The 19,429-nt window shown below is 58.0% G+C and carries 20 protein-coding genes; 18 read left to right on the forward strand and 2 right to left on the reverse strand.

Annotation, left to right across the window (positions count from 1 at the left end; all coding sequences use genetic code 11):
- Nucleotides 1-69 precede the first annotated feature (69 nt).
- The 8 genes from lafB (at nucleotide 70) to lafU (ending at nucleotide 6,401) form a co-directional block, all read left to right on the forward strand.
- Nucleotides 70-1,353, forward strand: coding sequence for a lateral flagellar capping protein LafB (gene lafB / locus I6L40_RS04395; RefSeq protein ID WP_071913441.1), 1,284 nt, complete (start codon nucleotides 70-72; stop codon nucleotides 1,351-1,353).
- 46 nt (nucleotides 1,354-1,399) lie between these two features.
- Nucleotides 1,400-1,792 carry a lateral flagellar export chaperone LafC gene (gene lafC, locus I6L40_RS04400; protein ID WP_043851611.1) on the forward strand — a complete coding sequence of 131 codons (393 nt, stop codon included), beginning with the start codon at nucleotides 1,400-1,402 and terminating at the stop codon, nucleotides 1,790-1,792.
- 121 nt (nucleotides 1,793-1,913) lie between these two features.
- The gene (locus I6L40_RS04405) at nucleotides 1,914-2,252 is read left to right on the forward strand and encodes a LafX (RefSeq protein ID WP_156853730.1); all 339 of its coding nucleotides are present in this window, start codon (nucleotides 1,914-1,916) and stop codon (nucleotides 2,250-2,252) included.
- Entirely contained in the window at nucleotides 2,249-3,337 is a 1,089-nt protein-coding gene (locus I6L40_RS04410; protein WP_302054911.1) for a flagellar hook-length control protein FliK, read from the forward strand. The genes I6L40_RS04405 and I6L40_RS04410 overlap by 4 nt, the downstream gene beginning before the upstream one ends.
- Before the next feature lie 35 nt (nucleotides 3,338-3,372).
- Entirely contained in the window at nucleotides 3,373-3,831 is a 459-nt protein-coding gene (gene lafF, locus I6L40_RS04415; protein WP_042030211.1) for a lateral flagellar basal body-associated protein LafF, read from the forward strand.
- Between the two features lie 7 nt (nucleotides 3,832-3,838).
- Complete coding sequence (lafS, locus tag I6L40_RS04420; protein ID WP_216995037.1) at nucleotides 3,839-4,549, forward strand: lateral flagellar system RNA polymerase sigma factor LafS; 711 nt, start codon at nucleotides 3,839-3,841, stop codon at nucleotides 4,547-4,549.
- Nucleotides 4,550-4,596: 47 nt separating this feature from the next.
- Nucleotides 4,597-5,454, forward strand: coding sequence for a lateral flagellar motor stator protein LafT (gene lafT / locus I6L40_RS04425; RefSeq protein ID WP_216995038.1), 858 nt, complete (start codon nucleotides 4,597-4,599; stop codon nucleotides 5,452-5,454).
- On the forward strand, nucleotides 5,454-6,401 hold the full coding sequence (gene lafU, locus I6L40_RS04430; RefSeq protein WP_071913382.1) for a lateral flagellar motor protein LafU: 948 nt from the start codon (nucleotides 5,454-5,456) through the stop codon (nucleotides 6,399-6,401). The genes lafT and lafU overlap by 1 nt, the downstream gene beginning before the upstream one ends.
- 380 nt (nucleotides 6,402-6,781) lie before the next feature.
- On the opposite strand, the gene I6L40_RS04435 is transcribed toward lafU, so the two are convergent.
- The gene (locus I6L40_RS04435; RefSeq protein WP_239693833.1) at nucleotides 6,782-7,792 is read right to left on the reverse strand and encodes a lytic transglycosylase domain-containing protein; all 1,011 of its coding nucleotides are present in this window, start codon (nucleotides 7,790-7,792) and stop codon (nucleotides 6,782-6,784) included.
- A 164-nt stretch (nucleotides 7,793-7,956) separates the two neighbouring features.
- Nucleotides 7,957-8,277 (reverse strand): hypothetical protein, encoded by a 321-nt coding sequence (locus I6L40_RS04440; protein ID WP_185430657.1) that lies wholly within the window; start codon nucleotides 8,275-8,277, stop codon nucleotides 7,957-7,959.
- Nucleotides 8,278-8,436: 159 nt separating this feature from the next.
- Here I6L40_RS04440 and mraZ point away from each other — a divergent pair, with 159 nt between their 5' ends.
- From mraZ to murG, 10 genes are read left to right on the forward strand one after another with little or no spacing between them, the layout of a single operon-like run.
- A complete protein-coding gene (gene mraZ / locus I6L40_RS04445; RefSeq protein WP_033115394.1) occupies nucleotides 8,437-8,895 on the forward strand; it encodes a division/cell wall cluster transcriptional repressor MraZ in 459 nt (152 codons plus the stop codon).
- Entirely contained in the window at nucleotides 8,896-9,834 is a 939-nt protein-coding gene (rsmH, locus tag I6L40_RS04450) for a 16S rRNA (cytosine(1402)-N(4))-methyltransferase RsmH (RefSeq protein WP_071913386.1), read from the forward strand. It begins immediately after the preceding gene.
- Nucleotides 9,835-9,837: 3 nt separating this feature from the next.
- On the forward strand, nucleotides 9,838-10,152 hold the full coding sequence (gene ftsL, locus I6L40_RS04455; RefSeq protein ID WP_005341708.1) for a cell division protein FtsL: 315 nt from the start codon (nucleotides 9,838-9,840) through the stop codon (nucleotides 10,150-10,152).
- A complete protein-coding gene (locus I6L40_RS04460) occupies nucleotides 10,149-11,903 on the forward strand; it encodes a penicillin-binding transpeptidase domain-containing protein (RefSeq protein ID WP_033115391.1) in 1,755 nt (584 codons plus the stop codon). Before ftsL ends, I6L40_RS04460 begins: the two co-directional genes overlap by 4 nt.
- Nucleotides 11,884-13,368 (forward strand): UDP-N-acetylmuramoyl-L-alanyl-D-glutamate--2,6-diaminopimelate ligase, encoded by a 1,485-nt coding sequence (murE, locus tag I6L40_RS04465; protein WP_216995408.1) that lies wholly within the window; start codon nucleotides 11,884-11,886, stop codon nucleotides 13,366-13,368. The genes I6L40_RS04460 and murE overlap by 20 nt, the downstream gene beginning before the upstream one ends.
- On the forward strand, nucleotides 13,365-14,720 hold the full coding sequence (gene murF, locus I6L40_RS04470) for a UDP-N-acetylmuramoyl-tripeptide--D-alanyl-D-alanine ligase (RefSeq protein ID WP_216995039.1): 1,356 nt from the start codon (nucleotides 13,365-13,367) through the stop codon (nucleotides 14,718-14,720). Before murE ends, murF begins: the two co-directional genes overlap by 4 nt.
- Nucleotides 14,714-15,796 (forward strand): phospho-N-acetylmuramoyl-pentapeptide-transferase, encoded by a 1,083-nt coding sequence (gene mraY / locus I6L40_RS04475; protein WP_005341701.1) that lies wholly within the window; start codon nucleotides 14,714-14,716, stop codon nucleotides 15,794-15,796. The genes murF and mraY overlap by 7 nt, the downstream gene beginning before the upstream one ends.
- Before the next feature lie 4 nt (nucleotides 15,797-15,800).
- Nucleotides 15,801-17,084 (forward strand): UDP-N-acetylmuramoyl-L-alanine--D-glutamate ligase, encoded by a 1,284-nt coding sequence (gene murD / locus I6L40_RS04480; RefSeq protein WP_201930676.1) that lies wholly within the window; start codon nucleotides 15,801-15,803, stop codon nucleotides 17,082-17,084.
- The gene (gene ftsW / locus I6L40_RS04485; RefSeq protein WP_041210684.1) at nucleotides 17,081-18,262 is read left to right on the forward strand and encodes a cell division protein FtsW; all 1,182 of its coding nucleotides are present in this window, start codon (nucleotides 17,081-17,083) and stop codon (nucleotides 18,260-18,262) included. The genes murD and ftsW overlap by 4 nt, the downstream gene beginning before the upstream one ends.
- Entirely contained in the window at nucleotides 18,262-19,344 is a 1,083-nt protein-coding gene (gene murG, locus I6L40_RS04490) for an undecaprenyldiphospho-muramoylpentapeptide beta-N-acetylglucosaminyltransferase (RefSeq protein ID WP_043851605.1), read from the forward strand. The genes ftsW and murG overlap by 1 nt, the downstream gene beginning before the upstream one ends.
- Nucleotides 19,345-19,429: the final 85 nt, after the last annotated feature.

Raw genomic sequence — 19,429 nt, forward strand, 5'->3', positions numbered from 1 at the left:
ATACGTGTTGGTTGGAAAGGGCTTATAAAGTATTTTCCAACAGGCATGCCACAGAATAAGGGTGTAATGATGCAAGTAGATCCGGCCAGCATGGCAATGCAACTGGTAGCTATCGAGCGCCAGAATATGGACAAGCTGCTGAAAAAGCAGATGGACAGTATCAAGGGACAACAGAGTGCAATCAGCACGCTCACGACCAAGCTGTCGAGTTTTCAGACCATGCTCAAGGATCTGAACAAAGCATCCAACCTGCAAGCCCAGAAGGCGGTTATGTCTCAGGAAGGGATCATGACGGTGACGAGCAATGGCAAGGCCAGCTCCGGTCAATACAACTTCTTCGTTAAGCAACTCGCTCAGTCTCATCAGGTTGGCCTGAGCTTGGATAGCGAAACCACTCCTCTGCCTGCAGATGGCGTATTCTCTTTGACGGTCAAAGGCAAGAGTGTGGATATCGATCTGGCCACCCTACCTGCTGGGTCGACAGTGAAGGATCTGGTTTCCCATATCAATAATGCCAAGGATAACCCTGGTGTTAAAGCCACACTGGTTAGGACCGACGGCAAGGTCAATATGGTGTTGACCAGCAAGGATAGTGGTAAAGAGAATGCTATCACTGTGAATTACAGCGGTGATTTGAACTCGTCTTTGGGTATCGCTGTTACCAACAAGAGCGAGATAACCAAAGCTCAGGATGCCGAGTTGCAGATGGGGGGAGACAATCCCTTAACTATCACCTCGGCCAGTAACAAGATTGAAAATGTGGTCGATGGCCTGACCCTCCAACTTACCAAGGCCCAGAAAAGCGGTGATGCTCCTCTGCAGGTGACTGTCGAACAGGATAAAGAGGCGGTGACCGGCTCTCTCAAGAAGTTTGTAGACAGCTATAACGAGCTGGTCGACGAACTGGCCAAGATGACGTCCAGCGATCCCAAGGCTCCCGGGGCGCTATCTTCCGATAGTGGTGTCCGCAGCCTCAAAAGCGCGCTTGCCAACAGTGTGCGCGATCTGCCCAACGGACTTAGTCTGGGTAGCCTAGGCATAAAGACTGACAAAACAGGCAAGCTCTCTTTCAGCGAGACTGACTTCAACAAGGCGCTGGAGAAGGATCCCGAGCTGCTGGGCAAGGCATTGATGGGGGATAACGGTCTGCTCAAACGGATGAGTGATTCTCTGGATCCCTATACCAAACGTGATGGTGCTCTCAAAGGACGCAAAAGCAGCTTGGAGGCCGGTGAAAAGCGGGTGAATGAGCGAATGGAAGCGCTGGATCGCCGTATGAATTCCGCGTATAAGCGCTACCTCAACCAATTTACCACCATGAATCAGATGATGCAGACCATGGGCAACCTGTAAGGGGTCTTGCTATTTGGCTGCCTCATCCGGAGCAAGCGAGTTTTACATGTTTGAACATCAAGATGGCTATGATGCCTACCAGTTTGCGGCAACTCAGGCCAAGGCTGCGAGTGCGGATCCACATCAGTTGGTGTTGATGCTGATGGATGGCCTGCTCGACGAAATGGCCAGAGCAGAGGGGCATATTCAAGCCCGTCAGTTTGAACGCAAAGGACAGGCAATCAGCAAGTGTTTGCAGATCCTGGGGGGGCTCGACAGCGCACTGGACATGGAGAAGGGCGGTGAACTCGCTAGCAATCTGCATCGTCTCTATGACTACTGCGGTCAGCGTCTGTTCGAGATCAGCGTCTCCAACGATATTGCCGGTTTTACCGAAGTGCGCCGCATCCTGCTGGAGCTGAAAGAGGGCTGGGAAGCGATGGCGCGTCATCCGCGCTAAGGCGGAAGTCCCTCTTCCTCTCATGCAGGCGAAAACCGCCAGTGCGCTCCGAAATACCCGAGTTCCATATATGGCCTGCTCCTTGCTAGTTGGCTGAGCTGTTTTCTTTGGGAGCAATAGCATGCCACTGATTGGGTCAACCCACCTTCCAGCCGAGCTGGATAAACGCCAGCGTCAACTGCTTGGCCTGGGCCGCCTGATTTTGCAGCAGGCTCATGCCGGTCAGTGGGATGCCGTTCGTTTATCCGATAGCAAGCTGGCCAGATTTGCCGAGCTCATGGCCAAAGAGCCTGAGCTGTGGGCCTCATTGTCTGCTGCGCGAGCGCAGGTTCGCAGTTGGCATCAAGAGGCACAACAGCTGTGCCGGCAAGAGGTGACCTTGCGTGAGCGCGAATGGCAGGAGCTGTCCCGGAAGAGAGAAGGTTTGCAAGCATACGGAGAGGTGCAGGAGTGGGCATGATTCAGTTTTCCGGTCCCGAGGCATTGGCGATTCCAGAACAGAGCGGTTTTACCCGTCTTGCTCGTCAGCCGGAGGATCAGGGGGGATTATTTCCACCACTTGACCTGTTGCTGGAAGAGGGAGCTTTTGCTCCTGCGACCGAAGAAGTAAAGGAAGAAGTAGAACAGGATGAACCGGACGAGGTCGCTGATAATGTTGCGGCTCGGCTGGACGCATTCAGTAATATGCCTCCCCCATTCCTTTTGCATGAAGCCAGCACGAGAGCTGCAATCGTCTCTTCCGACGCGGCTGCTGCCACTGCTGGCAATGTAGAGTCCGGCGAGGATGTGCAGGGTAGCACACCCTCTGTCTCTGCCGCCCTGCGGGCGCTATCTGCGTACAAGCAGCCGGAAACGGACAAGAGTCAGCCTGTCATGGAGACGCCTGTCTCTGGCAACAAGGAGCGAGTCGATCGCGCAGCTACTGATTTTTCCAGTTCAATGCTGGCTCGTCCCTCGGCGCGCAGTGATGACGCAGCCATACGCGAGAAGACGATAGCCAGCTTGCAGAGCCTGCTGGGTGTTGAGCGTGCAGGGGAACGGGAGTCTGGTGTTCCTGACCTCAAAGGTATTGTGAGCAATCAGATATCAGTGCCTGCACCGAAAGTTGCCGAGTATCAGTGGGCTCCGGTCAAACTGCCTGAAACCCAGGTGCAGTGGGGGCAGCAGCTGGTCGATGTGCTCAAGGACAAGGTCGAGCTGCAGGTGAACCAGCAGATCAAGCAGGCTCATATTCGCCTGGACCCTCCCGAGCTGGGTCGACTCGAACTGACTGTTCGGGTCGAGGGTGACCGGCTCAATGTTCAACTCAATGTGACCAACCCGGCTGTTAGGGACGCGCTGATCCAGTCGATGGAGCGGTTGCGCATGAGTTTGGCTCCTCACCATGCCGGTGGAGTTGAAGTCAACGTCGGGCAGGGCGGGGGACAAGGCGATGCGCAAGGAAAGTGGCAACAGGAGAAAATCCTGGCGGGCCGTCGCCAATGGCAAGATGAATTTGAAACTGCCGGGCAGGATGAGCGTGCATGGCTCAACACCCTGGTGTGACCTAAACCGGCTAAATCGAGAGTGAAATCAAAATGATGCGCCGTATCATGAAGTGGTTAATGTTGGTTGTCATGGCTCTTTGCCTGTTGCTTGTGCTTGCTTATGGTGCCTATCTCAAGCGCGATACCATTGCGGTCTGGCTCGGTCTTGAAGAGCCCAAGCCAGAGTTGAGTGCCACCCCGTTGTTCAAGCCGATGGAGCGCTTCGTCATCAGTCTCGATGGCGGGGTTGAGTCTCACTATCTGGTACTTGAGCTGGCTCTGGTGACTCACAACAAGGCGCATCTGAACACGTTGAACGAGCTGACACCACTTATCCGGAACGCCATGGTGCAGTATTTCAGTCACCGTACCCACGATGACGTGAAAAAAGAGCTGCAGAATATCACCTCTTTGCAGGGTTCCCTGCTCGCCAAACTGGTCACCACCTTGCAAGGTTACGGTTACAAGACCTACCTCGACGAAGTGCTGATCACCAAGGTTCTGGTGCAATAAGACAGATATGATCGATGTCGACTGGGATGCCCCTCACGAGTTCACTTCTTCTCCGCCCCGTACCGGCGAGCAGGCCATTCTGACCCGCTATCTGCCGCTGGTTAAGCGAGCAGCCAGCCACCTGCGCAGCCAGGTTTCCGCCAGCTTTGATCAGGAGGATATGGAGCAGGTCGGCATGATGGGGTTGCTGGAGGCTTGGCGTCGTTACGGTAGCGAACCGGATGTCCAGTTCGAGAGCTATGCCTTCAAGCGGATCCGGGGCGCCATGCTCGATGAATTGCGTCGACTCGACTGGCGGCCTCGTCAACTGCGCCAGCAGGTACATAGCCACAATCAAGTCCAGCGAGACCTGCATAACCGGTTGGGCCGGGCGCCAACCGAACAAGAGCTTGCCGCTGCGTTGAACTGCACCATCGAAGAGGTACGCCAGCTGGCGTATGCCAGCCAGGCTGAGGCTTTGCAGAGCCTTGAAGAGTGGCTGGAGAACGGTGGAAGGGCGCCTGCAACTGAATCTGATGATGTCGATATGGCCATGACCATCAGCAAGGCGCTGACTCTCCTCGACAAGCGGGAACAGCTGCTGCTCTCTCTCTACTATCAGCAGGAGCTGAATATGAAAGAGATTGCGCTGGTGCTGGGGCTGACCGAGTCGCGGGTTTGCCAATTGCACAAGCAATGTGTACTTCAGCTCAAGCAGCGATTGGTCGACTCCATATAGTAGTGCCCCATGATTCGTGGGGGTGGTTGTAGAATTCGGGAGCATTCATGCAAAAACAGATTGGCATCGGCGTCATATTAATATGCGTGCTGGGTGGCTTCATGATGGCAGGTGGCAACCTTGCGGCTTTATGGCAGCCAGCCGAGCTGATCATTATTGTGGGTGCTGCTGCTGGTTCCATGTTTCTTGGCAACTCGAAAGAGGTGATGCACGAGATGTGGGCGCAATTGAAGATGTGCTTCAAGCCCAACAAGGAAGAGCGCGAGGTCTATCGCGAGTTGCTGACGCTGATGCACCAACTGCTGGAGGAGACGCGCAACAAGGGGATGAAAGCGCTGGACGAGCATATTGAAAACCCCCAGCAAAGCTCGGTGTTTCTGATGTATCCGCAAGTTTCGGAAGATCCCCAGTTACTCGGTTTTATCATCGACAACCTTCGTCTGCTGGGGATGGGCAAGATCACTCCTCATGAGCTCGATACCATCCTGGAGCAGGAGATCATGGCGATTGAGGAGGATATGCTCAAGCCTGCCCATGCACTTCACAAAACCGGCGAGGCTTGCCCCGGCTTCGGTATTTTGGCGGCTGTCATGGGGATCATTATCACCATGCAGCAACTCGATGGCCCTCTGAGCAATATCGGGGTGCATGTGGCGGCGGCGTTGGTGGGTACCTTTATCGGTATTTTCCTCTGCTACTGTCTGCTCGAACCCATCAGCAACGCCATGGAAGAGATGGTCAAACGCCGGGTCGGTCTGCTGATGTGCATCAAATCCATTCTGATTGCCCAGCTACGTGGCAAGACGCCTCTGCTGGCGGTCGATTCCGGCCGGAAGATTCTCGAACCTGATGTCAAACCCAGCTTCCTGGAACTGGAAGACTGGGTGACCAACAGGGCGATGTAATGCGCAACCACGAACAGATCATCGTCAAGCGCCAGCAGAGGCGTAACAGCTCCCCCAAAAGCGGAGGGGCGTGGAAAGTGGCATTTGCCGACTTTACTCTGGCCATGATGGCCTTTTTCATGGTGCTCTGGATCCTGGCGGTCTCCAACCAGGAGGAGCGGGAGATGGTAGCCAGCCGCTTGCGCGATTACAGCATCATGGATAACGAGGCCAACCCGTTTGATATCCGCAATAGCCCCTATCCGGTCGATCTGGGCGGCAATCCTTCGGTCATCGATGAGCTCAATCCCAAGTTTAATCAGAAGGGACAGCTGACCCCCAGACATATGGATCGCAATCAGAGCATCTTTTCTGAGGGGCCCGGTGGTGGGTACGAGCAGCTACTGGTCGGCAAGCTGGAAGGTGAGCATCAGATGAAGCAGCTTGCCGGGTTTATCGGTAATCTTGCGGAGCAAATGCAGGCCAAGAACAATCTGGAGATTCAGATTGTGCCGCAAGGTTTGCGCATCCTGATCCGTGATGACGCCGATCGCGAAATGTATAGCCGCGGCAGTGCCCGTATTAGCCCCTTCTTTCGTCATATGCTGATGGCGCTTGCCCCGATTTTTCAGCGGGTGGAAAACCGGGTCATGATCTCGGGTCATACCGACAGCACCCCTTTCGCGGGTGAAAACTACAGCAACTGGGAGCTTTCATCGGATCGCGCCATGATGGCGAGACGGGTGTTGCTGGCGGGGGGCATGCCGCCAGAGCGTATTGCTCAGGTAGTGGCCATGTCTGACACCATGCTGGAAGATAGCGAAAATCCCCAGGGTAGCCGGAACCGTCGTATCGAGTTGCTGATTATGACGACCAGAGCGGAACAGAATCTGGAGCAGCTGTTCAGTGCCGAGACCAAAGCAGCAGCCACTCAAGCCAAGGAAAAGACAGTTAATGGACGCCCCTGAAACAGAGTTTCTGTTCCATACCGCACACAATGACCCGAGAAGAAAGGTGCCTCGCTGGTATCTCCATGATGGCGCTACACCCTTCGAATCGCAGAGTTGTGGTATTGCAGCTCGCCTGTTGATATCCGGTTTGCTGTTTGACAAGAGCATTGGCCGGGCCGTCATCAAGGATATCGGGCCGGGTGGGGTGGGCTTTCTTGCTCCTGCCCGATTCATTTTGCCCGAGACAGTAACCCTTTCTCTGTTGCCACGCATTACACTGACATGCCGCATCACCCATCGCCGTCCCATTGGCCAGCATCTCTGTTTTTATGGGGCGCGCTGGTCACATCCGGAGCAAATTGACCTTGCGCCGGTATTGAGCCATTGGCGGCACAGCTTCAGGGTACCGCAATCAACGGCCGCTTCAGAGTCATCCCAAGAGGATCTGGCTGACGTTCCAGCCTGAGCTCACCACGGCTCATATCAAGACCTCTGGCTGTCTTCAGCAGCAGCGGGTCATGCAGGCTCTCGAGTGAAACAGCTTTGAAGATGAGCTTGCCGCTGCTCCGCTGTGGTGTCGTGACCGGGGCTTTTGCTTTGCTGTAAACAACCGGGCAATTGGTTATTCCTGCCGGTACCGGGAGCTGCCATGCCGGATTCCAGCGGCTGGCGTCATTCATGGATACACCTTTGGCCTGAGCCCAGGCAGGCAGCGAACAGCCTTCCGGATTGCGAAAAACCTTCAGGTCGTTGCCACTTTTCCATGGCGGCAACTGGAAATGGTGGGTGCTTGCCATGTCGAGCACTCTGGCAAGGGCAATAAAGCGGGCAACGTAAACCCGGGTTTCCGCCGGCAGATCCAGAGCCCAGATATTTCGGGTGCCAGCTTTCAATACCGCATTCAGCACTCGCCCTTCTCCAGCGTTATAAGCAGCCAGCGCCAGCAACCAGTCCCCGCCAAAGAAACGAGAGAGCCAGCCAAGGTAAGTCAGAGCTGCGTCGGTTGCCAATGGCAGTGAATAACGGCCATCGAATGAACTATTGATAGGCACGGCAAAGCGCCTGGCCGTATCGGGCATGAGTTGCCAGGGGCCTGCTGCGCCAGCGGCAGAGACAACATCGAGGCGGTAGCTGCTTTCCAGCAAAGGGACAAAAGCCAGCAGGGGCGGAAGTTTGCGTTCCTGCACCTGTTCCGAGATCCAGCGGATGATGGGTTGGGTTTCGGCAAGACGTTGTTGCAGATAGGGGCGCTGGGCAAGCAGAAAGGCTTGCTGTTGACTAACCAGCTCGGCCCCCTCTCCACGTATCGGGGGAGGGAAGCCGGTTTGCCATTGATAATTGTTATAAGCGTGACAAGATGTAGATGTTATTAACATCGCGCTTAGTAAAAAGAAAATGAACCTGGTCATTGTGAATTTGTTGAACAAGGATCGCACAATAATAAAAACATCATGTATCTCAACAGTTTTCTGAATTTAGGGTCGTCTGATCATGTGTAATCCAGGACGTGGCAAGCATGATAACACGAGTAAAAAAGAGCCCAAATGCAGGTAAAGCAATCCAGAAGTTTTTGCTATATCTGATCCTCGCCAATTTTATTCTCATGGGGCTTTACATCGCGTTTGCCCACGAGCTGACCTTTGCCGTCAATATCCTGCTGACTACGCTGCTGATAATTTACAACCTGCTGCTTTGTCATCTGGTCTCTTTGCGTGCCCGCCGTTCCAAAGATGGCTATATCATCTATCCGGTGATCTGCGTCAGTATTTTGCTCTGCGCCGTTGTGCTGTTCCGTTTCATCATCTCTCCCAGATAGTAACTGCTCACCTACAGCTTTTTTATTAATCGTATTTTCTGTCGCCACAAATAACTCGTGGAAAATCAACCCACTCAATCCGTAACCCGCAAATGCTGCGTCAATATGTACCCTCTGGCCGATCTCCTTGCTTGAAAAGCCCCCTCCACGTCCTTAAACTTCAAGGTGGGGAAAAGTGGATCAAAGTGGTTTTAAAAGGGGCGATTCGCCCGTTTACTCACCTTCAGGGACAGAAATTTGTTGCGTGGCGCTCACGCCATCAGCCTGGACAGCAAAGGGCGACTGGCGATTCCGACCAAGTTTCGTGACTGGCTGCGCGATGAAAGCGACGGCCAGCTGGTCTGCACCATCGATATTGCCCACCCCTGTCTGCTGCTTTACCCCCTGAACGAGTGGGAAGAGGTCGAACGCAAGCTCAAGACCCTTTCCAGCATGAATCCCGCCGAACGCCGTTTGCAGCGGCTGTTGCTCGGGCATGCAACCGAATGCGAGCTGGATGGCAATGGCCGTCTGCTGCTCAGCCAGCCACTGCGCAACCATGCGGGGCTGGACAAGAAGATCATGCTGGTGGGCCAGCTCAACAAATTTGAGCTGTGGGATGAAGCCCGCTGGCAGCAACAGGTCAATGACGACATCTTGGGTCTGCCCGGGGACGATTGGGCAAGCTCACCACGACTACAGGATTTCTCTTTATAAATGACCCAAGCCGCTGAACACATCACAGTGCTGCTGCACGAAGCCGTCGAAGGTCTGGCCATCAAGCCGGACGGTATCTATGTCGATGGCACTTTTGGCCGTGGTGGTCATTCTCGTCTGATCCTGCAACACCTTGGCCCTAACGGCCGTTTGATCGCCATCGATCGCGATCCGCAGGCGATCGCCGAGGCCGCCAAGATCCAGGATCCGCGTTTCGAGATTGTGCATGGCCCCTTCTCCGGTATTACCAGTTATCTGAGCGAGCGCGGTTTGCTGGGCAAGGTGGATGGTTTCCTGCTCGATCTGGGGGTTTCATCTCCCCAGCTGGATGATGCCGAACGTGGCTTCAGCTTTATGAAAGACGGTCCGCTCGATATGCGGATGGATCCCACTTCCGGTCAGAGCGCCGCCGAGTGGCTGGCCAAGGCTGATGTAGACGATATCGCCTGGGTATTGAAGACCTTCGGTGAGGAGCGTTTTGCCAAGAAGATTGCCCGCGCCATCGTGCACGACCGGGTTACCGAGCCTTACGTGCGCACCCGCCAGCTGGCCGAGATGATTGCCCGGGTCAATCCGAGCAAGGAGAAGGGCAAGCATGCGGCGACCCGCAGCTTCCAGGCTATCCGCATCTACATCAACAGTGAGCTGGACGAGATCGAGACCGCGCTCAACGGCGCGCTGGAGGTGCTGGCTCCGCACGGTCGTCTGTCGGTGATCAGCTTCCATTCGCTGGAAGACCGCTTGGTGAAGCATTTTATTCGCAAGCACGAGAAGGGGCCGGAAGTACCCTATGGCATTCCGTTGACCGAGGCCCAGCTGGCTGGCGGTCGCAAATTGAAGTCGGTCGGCAAGGCTCTCAAGCCTTCTGATCATGAAGTGTCGGAAAACACCCGGTCGCGCAGCTCTGTTCTGCGGGTCGCCGAGCGTCTGGCGGAGTAAGCGATGAGCGAAGTGCGTGTCCACCTTGCCAAGGAGATCGTTGCGGATCTCTGGCGGCACAAGCTGCAGATCCTGTTGTCAGTCGCCGTGCTGGTGACTGCATTTGCCGTGATCCTGGTGACCAACATGACGCGCGGCCTGACTGCCAAACAGAACGACCTGATGGCCGAAGAGGATCGCCTCAATATCGAATGGCGTCACCTCCTGCTGGAGCAGGGCACCCTGGCGGAACACTCCCGGGTGGCCACTCTGGCGATGGATAAGTTACAAATGGGTCGCCCTCTGGTGACCACCGAGAAGGTAATTACCCTGCCATGAAACGCAAGGCTACAGCCAAAGCTGCCAAAGCGAACGTCAAAGCGCCCTCGATCTATCCGTGGCGCTTTCGCACGCTGGTCGTATTCATCGGCATCGCATTTGTTGGGCTGATTCTGCGTCTGGCCTGGATCCAGGTGATCAACCCTGACCGCCTGCGCCAGGAGGGGGACATGCGCTCCCTGCGTACCACCTCCACTCAGGCGGTGCGCGGCATGATCACCGATCGCAACGGTGAACAGCTGGCGGTATCCGTGCCGGTCGAAGCGGTCTGGGCAGACCCCAAGACGGTGCACGAGTCTGGCGCGATTCACAACGAGCGAGCCTGGATGGCGCTCTCTGCCGTGCTCAAGATCGACATAAATACCCTCAAACAACGGATTGCCAATCCCAGCAAGCGTTTTGTCTATCTGCAGCGTCAGGTAACCCCTGCCGTTTCGGAATATATCAAGGGGCTCAAGCTGGGTGGTGTCTATCTGCGTCCCGAGTCGCGCCGTTTCTATCCGACCGGCGAGATCAGTGCCCATCTGGTTGGGGTGACCAACATCGATGGCCACGGTATCGAAGGTATCGAGCGTAGCTATGACGAGTGGCTGACCGCAACACCGGGCGAGATGCGGGTGCGCAAGGATCGTCAGGGGCGGGTCATCGAACGCCTTGGCATCGTCAAGGAGGGCAAGAACGCCAACGATCTGCAGCTCAGTATCGATCAACGGGTACAGGCGCTGGCTTATCGTGCGCTCAAGCGGGCCACCGACGAGAACAAGGCGACATCTGGCTCCATGGTGATGCTGGATATCAAGACCGGCGAAGTGCTCGCTATGGTCAACACACCCTCCTACAACCCGAACAACCGCGGTCAGTATCAGAGCTTCCGGGTGCGCAACCGGGTGGTCACCGATACCTACGAGCCGGGCTCCACTGTCAAACCATTGATTTTGCTCAGTGCCTTGCAAGCCGGTGTCACCAGCTGGAAAGACTTCATTCAGGGCGGGCCGCTCTTTATCGGCGCAAAGCAGATCAAGGACGTCAGTATCCACCGGGCGACCAACCTCTACGACATTCTGCGCTACTCCTCCAACATCGGTATGTCGCGCATCGCGCTGCGGATGCCGGCGCAAGAGATGATCAACACCCTCAGCATGTTTGGCTTCGGCATGGATACCGGTAGCGGCCTGATGGGCGAGAGCAGCGGCATGCTGCCCCAGCGTCGCCGCTGGTCCGATATCGAGCGGGCGACCCTTTCATTTGGTTATGGTCTGCGGGTTACCCCGCTGCAACTGGCTTCCGCCTACGCCACCCTGGCCAACAAGGGCAAGCGGGTGCCCATCTCCATCGTCAAGGTCACCACGCCGCCCAAGGGTGAGCAGGTTATCGACCACAACAACGCCTCCGCCATGCTGCAGGCGCTGGAATACGTGGTCGACAATGCCATTCCCAAGGCCAAGATCCCGGGCTACCGGGTGGGTGGCAAGAGTGGTACCGCCAAGGTTGCCGTCGCAGGTGGCTATGGCAAGGATTACATGGCCTGGTTTGCCGGCTTCGCCCCGGCCAGTGATCCCCGTTTTGTCATGGTGGTGGTAATCAACGAGCCAAAAGGCAGCGCCTACTATGGTGGCGCCGTGGCGACCCCGCCGTTTGCAGAGGCCATGGGCGGGGTACTGCAACTCTTCAATATTCGTCCGGATGCGGTACCCCCTTCGGTACCCACCAAACTCGCCAGTACGGAGGCTCCTGTTGCACCGCGCACTTGATTCATTACTGCGCCCCTTCGGCATTACGGCGCCGGCGCTTGCCCTGACCGATATCCAGCTGGATAGCCGGCGGGTCGGCCCCGGCTCTCTCTTCGTGGCCATTCGCGGCCATCAGGTGGACGGCAGACGGTTTATCGAACAGGCGGTGGCTCAGGGGGCGACCGCTGTTGTGTTTGAGGAGGACGGTGAATTTATCGCGCCAGCGGTTTCCGTTCCCTGCATCGGAATGCGCGATTTGCCTGCTCATCTCTCCGCCCTCGCAGGCTATTTCTACGATCAGCCAGCCAAAAAACTGGAGCTGGTGGGGATCACAGGGACCAACGGCAAGAGCACTACAGCGCTGCTGGTCGCCAACTGGCGCACCCTGCTGGGTGGCAAGGCTGGCGTGATGGGCACCATAGGTAACGGTCTGTTTGGCAACCTGATCGAAGCGGAAAACACCACTGGCAGCGCCGTTCAGGTGCAAGCCAATCTGGCTGCCCTGCAAGAGCAGGGGGCGGATCTGGTGGCGATGGAGGTCTCCAGCCACGGTCTGGTGCAGCATCGGGTTGCAGCCTTGCCGTTTGCTGCCGCGGTCTTCACCAACCTGAGTCGGGATCACCTCGACTACCACGGCACCATGGAGGCCTATGGCGCCGCCAAGGAGCAACTGTTGCAGCTGGTCGACGAAACGAACGCAGTGATCAACCGCGATGACGAGCTGGGCTCCAAGTGGCTCGAAAAATATTCCTCAGCGGTGGCGTTCAGCGTTAATGGCCCGATTGAAAACCATTCCGGCCGTCAGTTAACGGCGCAGCAACTCGATTTTCACCAGCAAGGTTTTCGCGCGCAGATTAACTCCAGCTGGGGGAATGGTGTATTATCCGCCCCCTTACTCGGGCGCTTCAACGTCAGCAATGTGCTGGCGGCGATGGGTGTCATGCTGGTACTCGGCTATGACTTCGACGAGCTGCTGGCAACTGCCCCGAAATTGCAGCCGGTGACCGGTCGCATGGAGTGCTTTGGCGGTGGTGATGCGCCCCTTGCCGTGGTCGATTATGCCCACACTCCGGACGCGCTGGACAAGGCGCTGCAGGCACTGCGCGTGCACTGCAAAGGCCAGCTCTGGTGTCTGGTCGGTTGTGGTGGTGATCGGGATCGCGGCAAGCGCCCCATGATGGCAGCCATGGCTGAACAGTATGCGGATCGCGTGATCCTGACCGACGACAATCCCCGTACCGAGGAGCCGGCCCGGATCATGGCCGACATGGTGGCGGGGCTTCGCGATCCTGCTGCGGTGCAGGTCGAGCACGATCGGGTCAAGGCGATCAACCTGGCTATCGGTCAGGCGAGCAAACAGGACATCATTCTGGTGGCCGGCAAAGGCCACGAGGATTATCAAATCATTGGAACCGACAAGCGGCACTATAGCGACCGGGAAACCGTCGCTGCTGCTTTGCACACATTAATGGAGTCATTCAAATGATGACCCTCAGGCTTGCCGACCTGGCGCAGGTGCTCGATGCCCGTCTGATTGGTGAAGATGGCGAGATTACTGCGGTCAGCACCGATACCCGTACTCTGGGTGCTGGCGCTCTGTTTGTTGCACTGCGCGGCGAGCGCTTCGATGCCCACGACTTTTGCGAGCAGGCGCTGGCGGCGGGGGCCTCAGCCCTGCTGGTCGAGCGCGAATTGCCGCTGGCCATTCCCCAACTGGTGGTAGCCGATACCCTCAAGGGGCTGGGCCATCTCGGCAAACTGGTGCGTGAGCGCATCAACCCGAAAGTGCTGGCTATCACCGGCAGCTGCGGCAAGACCACGGTGAAGGAGATGGCGACCGCCATCCTGCGTCATGAAGGAGAGGTGCTGGCCACCGCTGGCAACTTCAACAATGAGGTGGGGGTGCCGCTTACCCTGCTGCGCCTCGAGCCGCAACACAAGTTTGCGGTGATGGAGCTGGGTGCCAACCATCCGGGCGAAATCGCCTGGACTACCTCGCTGGCCAAGCCCGATGCCGCCATCATCAACAACGTCGCAGCTGCCCATCTTGAGGGTTTCGGCTCGCTGGAAGGGGTCTTCCACGCCAAGAGCGAGATTTTTGAGGGCTTGAGCGAAGGCGGCTGCGCCATCGTCAACGCCGACAACGAATTCTGGCCTAAGTGGCGTGAGCGTGGCATTCGCTGCGCCTTCTCCATCGAAGATCAGAGCCAGCCGTTCCATGCTCGCGAAGTGGTTCTCAACGCTCAGGGTTGTGCCGAGTTCGTTATGGTGACCCCGCAGGGCGAGGTGAGCCTGACTCTGGCGATCCCCGGCCGCCATAACGTGGCCAATGCGCTGGCTGCTGCCGCTGGTACCCTGGCGCTCGGTGCTTCTCTGGCCTCGGTCAAAGCCGGTCTGGAGCTGATGGCTCCGGTCAAGGGACGCTTCTGCGTTCAGCGCTGGGGCGGTCTGACCCTGGTGGACGATACCTACAACGCCAGCGTGGAGTCCGTGCTGGCGGGCATCGATGCCCTGACCGCCATGAGCGGCTTCAAAGTGCTGGTGTTCGGTGATATGCGGGAACTGGGTGAGGAGTCTGCCGAGCAACATGCCCGGGTTGGCCATCATGCCCGCGAGTGCGGTCTGGATGCCGTGCTGACAGTGGGGGAAGAGAGTCGCCATACCGCAGATGCCGCGGCTGGCCGACATTTCGATAACAAGGCGTCGTTGTTTGAAGTGCTTGCGCAAATGATTAATACACATCAGGAAATTTCGATTCTGGTCAAAGGTGCCCGTGGCTCCCGCATGGAAGATATCGTCAAGATGGTCGTCGACCATCAGGAGTCAGCTGCATGCTAGTCTGGCTGGCTGAACTGCTCACCCCGCACTTCACCTTCTTCAACGTCTTCTCCTACCTGACGTTTCGCGCCATCCTGTCGATTATTACCGGTCTGGGTGTCGCGCTCTGGATGGGGCCTCGCCTCATTCGTCGCCTGCAGATCCTGAAGTTCGGTCAGGTGATCCGCAACGATGGTCCCGAGTCTCACCTCAGCAAGCGGGGTACCCCGACCATGGGGGGGCTGATGATCATTGCCGCCATCTTCACTTCCGTGTTGCTCTGGTGCCGCCTCGACAACCCCTATGTCTGGCTGGTGCTGTTTGTGCTGGGGGCCTATGGTGCCATCGGCTTTGCCGATGACTACCTCAAGGTGGTGCGCAAGAACACTGACGGTCTGATCGCCCGCTGGAAGTACTTCTGGCAATCCGCCGTTGCGCTGGGAGTAGCGGTATTCCTCTATGCTACTGCCACCCACGATGGTCAGACCCAGCTGGTGGTACCCTTCCTCAAGGATGTGATGCCGCAGCTTGGCCTGATGTTTATCCTGCTGACCTACTTTGTCATCGTCGGTACCTCCAACGCGGTCAACCTGACCGATGGTCTGGATGGCTTGGCCATCATGCCGACCGTGATGGTGGCGGGCGGCTTTGCGTTTATCGCCTGGGCAACCGGCAACGTCAACTTCGCCAGCTACCTGCATATTCCCTATGTTCCCTATACCTCCGAGCTGGTGATCGTCTGTACTGCCATCGTCGGTGCGGGTCTGGGCTTCCTCTGGTTCAACACCTATCCGGCACAGGTCTTCATGGGCGACGTCGGCTCGCTGGCGCTAGGCGGCGCGCTCGGTACCATCGCCGTACTGGTGCGTCAGGAGTTTCTGCTGGTGATCATGGGCGGTGTCTTCGTGATGGAGACCGTCTCGGTGATCCTGCAGGTGGGGTCATACAAGCTGCGCGGCGTGCGGATCTTCCGTATGGCGCCGATCCATCACCACTACGAGAAGAAGGGCTGGCCGGAGCCGCGCGTTATCGTGCGCTTCTGGATCATCACCCTCGTGCTGGTGCTGCTGGGTCTTGCCACCCTGAAGGTGAGGTAAGGCCATGGTCATCATCATCGGATTGGGTAAAACCGGACTCTCCTGCGTCGACTACTTCCTCGGCCGTGGCGTCACGCCGCTGGTGATGGATACCCGTGCCAACCCGCCCGGCAAGGATCAGCTGCCGCCAGAAGTGGAGCTTATCCACGGGCTGGATGAAGAGCTGCTCAAGCAGGCACACATGATCGTAGCGAGCCCGGGCATTGCCTTGGCGACCCCCGAATTGAAAGCGGCTGCCGAGCGTGGTGTGCAGATCATCGGGGATATCGAGCTGTTTGTGCGCGAGACCCAGACACCGGTCATCGCCATCACCGGCTCCAACGGCAAGAGCACAGTGACCACGCTGGTGGGCGAGATGATTGCCGAAGCCGGACTCAATGTCGGTGTGGGTGGCAACATAGGGACGCCGGCGCTCGATCTGCTCAAGCAGCCGATGGATCTCTGCGTGCTGGAGCTCTCCAGCTTCCAGCTGGAGACCACCTATAGCCTGCGTGCTGCCGCCTCCGTGGTGCTCAACCTCTCCGAAGATCATATGGATCGCTATCAGGGCATGGCCGATTACCGCGCAGCCAAGATGGAGATCCATCAGAACTCCAAACACATTCTGGTCAACCGTGACGATGCCCAGACCCTGCCCGATGTGGGTCAGGTGTGGCAAAGCTTTGGTCTCGACTGCAATGGTTACGGCCGTTGTTTGCTGGATGGCCGCTACTGGCTGACCCTGCATGGCGAGCCCCTGATCGCGGTGGACGAGATGAAGATCGTCGGCGCCCACAATCAGGCCAACGCCCTTGCCGCCATGGCGCTGTGCGATGCGGTTGGCATTCCCCGCTCGGCGCAACTCACCGTGCTGCGCCGTTTTGAAGGTCTGCCGCACCGTGCCCGCTTCGTGCGTGAGGTAAACGGGGTACGCTGGATCAACGACTCCAAGGCCACCAACGTGGGGGCGACGCTGGCTGCCGTGGCCGGTGTGCGCGAGTCGGTCAGGGGGCGTCTGTTGCTGCTGGCCGGTGGTCAGGGCAAGGGGCAGGATTTTGGCCCCATTCAGGCGCTGCTGGGCAACCAGATCGATCACATGTACTGCTTCGGCCAGGATGCCGAGGTGCTGCTGGCATTGGGTGAGCAGACCGAACGGGTTGCCGACCTTGCTGCCGCCGTTGCCAAGGCGGCTGCCGATGCCAGGCCCGGTGACTGGGTGCTGCTGGCGCCCGCCTGTGCCAGCCTGGATCAGTTCAAGTCGTTCGAGGTGCGCGGCGATCGCTTCACCGAGATGGTGATGGCGCTATGAACGCCCTTCGCGCAGCAGCAGGTCTTTTCCAGCGCTGGTTGTTACCGGCGCGTCCCGCCGGTCTCTATGATCGGCAGCTGGTCGTGCTGGCGCTTGCGTTGATGGCGCTCGGGGTAGTGATCGTGGCATCAGCCTCGATCCCCGAGGGGATCTCTCTGGGTGACGATCCCTTCATGTTCGTGAAACGTCACGCCATGTTTCTGGTGATGGCGCTCGGCATCTCCTGGTTCGTACTGCAGGTGCCGATGGCACGCTGGCAGGAACACAATGGCCCCATGCTGCTGCTGGCCATTTTGATGCTGGTGCTGGTGCTGCTGGTGGGGCGCAACGTCAACGGTGCGGTGCGCTGGTTGCCGCTCGGCCCGTTCAACCTGCAGCCTGCCGAATTCGGCAAGCTGGCGCTCTTTGTCTATCTGGCCGGTTATCTGGTGCGGCGCCAGAACGAGGTGCGTGAAGCCTGGATTGGCTTCCTCAAGCCGCTGGCGGTATTCGGGGTGCTGGCCGTCCTGTTGCTGCTGCAGCCTGACCTGGGTTCCACCGTGGTGATGTTCGTGACCTCGTTCGGCATGCTTTTTCTGGCGGGGGCCCGGCTCGGCCAGTTCCTGACCCTGATCGGTGCTGGCGTTGGTGCCGTGGTGATGCTGATCATCGTCGAGCCTTACCGGATGCGGCGGGTTACCTCCTTTATGGATCCCTGGGCTGATCCATTTGGCAGTGGCTACCAGCTGACCCAGTCGCTGATGGCGTTTGGCCGCGGCAGCTGGTTCGGCGAAGGGCTGGGCAACTCGATCCAGAAGATGGAGTACCTGCCGGAAGCGCATACCGACTTCGTCTTTGCGATCCTCGGTGAAGAGCTCGGCTACGCCGGTGTGCTGGGTGCCCTGTTCCTGATCTTCGCACTGGCGGTCAAGGCGTTGAAGCTGGGCCACAAGGCTCTTGCTGCCGATCGCCTCTATGACGGTTATCTGGCCATCGGTATCGGGATCTGGTTCAGTTTCCAGACCTTCGTTAACGTTGGCGCGGCTAGCGGCATGATGCCGACCAAAGGGTTGACCTTGCCGCTCGTGAGTTACGGTGGCTCCAGTCTCATCATCATGACGGTGGCAGTGAGCATGTTGATTCGAATCGATTTTGAGTTGCGTCAGGCGACAGCCCAGGCGCGGGTGCGGGAGGTTTAGTGAGCAAGACGCTGTTGGTGATGGCAGGTGGTACCGGGGGACATGTCTTCCCGGGTCTGGCCGTAGCCGATCGATTGAAGGAGCAGGGCTGGACTGTCCACTGGCTGGGCACCGCCGATCGGATGGAAGCCGAGCTGGTACCAGCTCATGGCTATCCCATCTCCTTTATCGATATTCAGGGGGTGCGTGGCAACGGCATCAAGCGGCTGCTGGCGGCGCCTTATCGCATCGTGAAATCCGTGCTGCAGGCGCGTCAGGTGCTCAAAACTATTCGCCCGGATGTAGTGCTCGGCATGGGCGGCTTTGCCTCCGGCCCGGGTGGCGTGGCGGCCTGGTTCTCCGGCATCCCGTTGCTGCTGCACGAACAGAATGCAGCTGCCGGTATGACCAACAAGCTGCTGGCGCGTATCGCCAAGCGAGTGTTGATGGCATTCCCGGGGGCGTTTGCGCCGAGTCGCCGCACTGCTGTAGTGGGTAACCCGGTTCGTCCCGAAGTGGTCGCACTGCCGGATCCGCAACTGCGTAGCAGCAGCGAGCCGTTGCATCTGCTGATCGTGGGCGGAAGTCTGGGGGCTCGTGTGCTCAACGAGCAGGTGCCAGCAGCGGTCGCTGCGGCTGGTGTGCCTATCGAGGTGCGTCACCAGTGTGGCAAGGGCAATGGCGACACTGTCAGCGCGGCCTATGCCCAGCACGGTATCAATGCCGAGGTAAGCGAATTTATCAAGGATATGGCGGGAGCCTATGCCTGGGCCGACCTGGTGGTCTGCCGGGCAGGAGCCCTGACCGTCTCCGAAGTGGCTGCTGCCGGTGTGGCCGCCATCTTCGTGCCGCTGCCCCATGCCGTGGATGATCACCAGACCCGCAACGCTCTGACGCTGGTCGATGGCGGTGCGGCCGAGTTCCTGCCCCAGTCCGAGTTGACCACCGCCTCGCTGGCTGCGCGTCTCTCCTGGCTCGCCGGGCGCAGGGAGACGCTGTTTAACATGGCCAAGGCCGCCCGTCGCGTCGCTATTACCGATGCGGCAGAGCGGGTTGCTGACGAGTGCAAGCGACTCGCCGCAGGGCAGACAAATAAAGAGTAAGGATGGGATTGCACTGGCCACGCCGTGCAGCCTCACCCCTTTGTAGATTGATGCCGTTGAAATGAGGCCGTTTGAGAGCAAACGG

This window comes from Aeromonas sp. FDAARGOS 1410, assembly GCF_019048745.1.
Classification (GTDB): Bacteria; Pseudomonadota; Gammaproteobacteria; order Enterobacterales; family Aeromonadaceae; genus Aeromonas; species Aeromonas jandaei.

What these genes read in the sequence shown, in the direction of transcription:
- lafB (WP_071913441.1), top strand. Translation starts at nt 70, where the DNA reads ATGCAAGTAGATCCGGCCAGCATGGCAATGCAACTGGTAGCTATCGAG.
- lafC (WP_043851611.1), top strand. Translation starts at nt 1,400, where the DNA reads ATGTTTGAACATCAAGATGGCTATGATGCCTACCAGTTTGCGGCAACT.
- I6L40_RS04405 (WP_156853730.1), top strand. Translation starts at nt 1,914, where the DNA reads ATGCCACTGATTGGGTCAACCCACCTTCCAGCCGAGCTGGATAAACGC.
- I6L40_RS04410 (WP_302054911.1), top strand. Translation starts at nt 2,249, where the DNA reads ATGATTCAGTTTTCCGGTCCCGAGGCATTGGCGATTCCAGAACAGAGC.
- lafF (WP_042030211.1), top strand. Translation starts at nt 3,373, where the DNA reads ATGCGCCGTATCATGAAGTGGTTAATGTTGGTTGTCATGGCTCTTTGC.
- lafS (WP_216995037.1), top strand. Translation starts at nt 3,839, where the DNA reads ATGATCGATGTCGACTGGGATGCCCCTCACGAGTTCACTTCTTCTCCG.
- lafT (WP_216995038.1), top strand. Translation starts at nt 4,597, where the DNA reads ATGCAAAAACAGATTGGCATCGGCGTCATATTAATATGCGTGCTGGGT.
- lafU (WP_071913382.1), top strand. Translation starts at nt 5,454, where the DNA reads ATGCGCAACCACGAACAGATCATCGTCAAGCGCCAGCAGAGGCGTAAC.
- I6L40_RS04435 (WP_239693833.1), bottom strand. Translation starts at nt 7,792, where the DNA reads ATGACCAGGTTCATTTTCTTTTTACTAAGCGCGATGTTAATAACATCT.
- rsmH (WP_071913386.1), top strand. Translation starts at nt 8,896, where the DNA reads ATGACCCAAGCCGCTGAACACATCACAGTGCTGCTGCACGAAGCCGTC.
- ftsL (WP_005341708.1), top strand. Translation starts at nt 9,838, where the DNA reads ATGAGCGAAGTGCGTGTCCACCTTGCCAAGGAGATCGTTGCGGATCTC.
- I6L40_RS04460 (WP_033115391.1), top strand. Translation starts at nt 10,149, where the DNA reads ATGAAACGCAAGGCTACAGCCAAAGCTGCCAAAGCGAACGTCAAAGCG.
- murF (WP_216995039.1), top strand. Translation starts at nt 13,365, where the DNA reads ATGATGACCCTCAGGCTTGCCGACCTGGCGCAGGTGCTCGATGCCCGT.
- mraY (WP_005341701.1), top strand. Translation starts at nt 14,714, where the DNA reads ATGCTAGTCTGGCTGGCTGAACTGCTCACCCCGCACTTCACCTTCTTC.
- murD (WP_201930676.1), top strand. Translation starts at nt 15,801, where the DNA reads ATGGTCATCATCATCGGATTGGGTAAAACCGGACTCTCCTGCGTCGAC.
- ftsW (WP_041210684.1), top strand. Translation starts at nt 17,081, where the DNA reads ATGAACGCCCTTCGCGCAGCAGCAGGTCTTTTCCAGCGCTGGTTGTTA.